Origin of the sequence: Gemmobacter lanyuensis (assembly GCF_014652355.1) — a bacterium.
Classification (GTDB): Bacteria; Pseudomonadota; Alphaproteobacteria; order Rhodobacterales; family Rhodobacteraceae; genus Gemmobacter; species Gemmobacter lanyuensis.
Map to the genome: position 1 here is coordinate 1 of NZ_BMYQ01000040.1, position 1,363 is coordinate 1,363.

Sequence of the window (1,363 nt, forward strand, 5' to 3'; positions counted from 1 at the left end):
CTGATGGCCAAGGGCGGGGTCTACCAGTCTCCGGTCGCGGCGGCATAAGCCGTCACTGTTGATTTTTACCCAGAACTGAGCCGGTTAGGCGCATAATTTTCACTGAGAACTGAGCCATGTGAACCTTTCCCCGAAGCTGAGAGCGGCGGGGGCAACGGAGTGATCCACATGGGACTTTTGAACATCATTCGCCGGATGCATAAGCGGCAGAAGCTTTCGATCCGCGAGATTGCGCGGCTAACGGGTGTGTCGCGCAATACCGTAACCAAGCATTTGGCGGCGAACACGATCGAGCCAAAGTTCGCGACGCCGGAACGTCCAAGCAAGATTGACCCTTTTGCCGATAAGTTGGCGGGCTGGCTGAAGACCGAGGGGGGCAAGTCGCGCAAGCAGCGGCTGACCTGCCACTGAACTTTTATCCAGCCGCGACCGGAGCCGGTAGCTGATTTACGCCTTTCGGCGTGGGTTGAGCGTAAGCATTCGCGGAGGCCGTCTGGCTGTTGAGCGGGCTGAACGTTTATCGAGTGTCCTTATGGACGCACACGAAGACATTCGCCGTATTCAAGTTTTGTCGGTCTCTGATACCGGCCGTCGTCGGCGTTGGACGGATGACGAGAAAATCCGCATCGTTGAGGAAAGTCATGGCGGTGGCGTGACTTTGGCTGGCGCAACTTCGAAGCCGTCGAATACGCAACCCTCGAATGGGTCGACTGGTTCAACAACCGCCGCCTGCTTGAACCCATCGGGAATATCCCGCCCGCCGAAGCAGAGGCCAATTTCTACGCAGCTCTGGAAACTGAAGCCATGGCCGCATAACTAAGACCAATCAGCCTCCGGCAAACCCGGCGCGGTTCAGTTTGTCGGTCAGGGTCTCTCGCGGCGATGCGGTCGCCGAAGGACTTGAGGCAGCGCATCTTGGCTTCGGCGCGGCTGCGGGCGTGGTATCCTGTCCATCGCTTCCCAAACGCGCGGCCGTAGTGGCGTGTGGCGCGGAGGGTTTCGTTGCGGGCCTGGGCAGCTGGGCAATCCTCCTTCCACGGTCGACCATTCTTGCGGATCGGGATGATTGCGGTGCCACCGCGCGCGATGATGGCGATGTGGCAGCGGCGAGTATCGTAGGCGCCATCTGCGGTCACGGTGCCGATGTCTTCGTCGTCTGGGATCTGGTCCAGCAGGTCTGGCAAGACGGGGCTGTCGCCTTCCCGGCTTGGGGTAAACTCGACCGCGCGGATGTCGGATGTGGCGGTGTCCATGGCCAGATGGACCTTGCGCCATTGGCGTCTTCCTTGGACACCATGCTTGCGGGCCTGCCACTCGCCGTCGCCGAGGAACTTGATGCCGGTGCTGTCCACCAGCAGGTTCA

At 60.4% G+C, this 1,363-nt stretch carries 1 protein-coding gene and 2 pseudogenes; 2 read left to right on the plus strand and 1 reads right to left on the minus strand.

The genetic code is table 11. The annotated features are described in order from the left end of the window. Positions 1 to 168 precede the first annotated feature (168 nt). Positions 169 to 411, plus strand: a complete 243-nt coding sequence (locus IE101_RS19625) for a winged helix-turn-helix transcriptional regulator (RefSeq protein ID WP_229804339.1) — start codon at positions 169 to 171, stop codon at positions 409 to 411. A 252-nt stretch (positions 412 to 663) separates the two neighbouring features. Beyond that, positions 664 to 816 (plus strand): annotated as a pseudogene (locus IE101_RS19630) (IS3 family transposase); the annotation flags it as partial. A gap of 38 nt (positions 817 to 854) precedes the next feature. On the opposite strand, the pseudogene IE101_RS19635 reads toward IE101_RS19630, so the two are convergent. Then, positions 855 to 1,363: pseudogene (locus tag IE101_RS19635) on the minus strand (IS5 family transposase); the annotation flags it as partial.

What these genes read in the sequence shown, in the direction of transcription:
- IE101_RS19625 (WP_229804339.1), top strand. Translation starts at nt 169, where the DNA reads ATGGGACTTTTGAACATCATTCGCCGGATGCATAAGCGGCAGAAGCTT.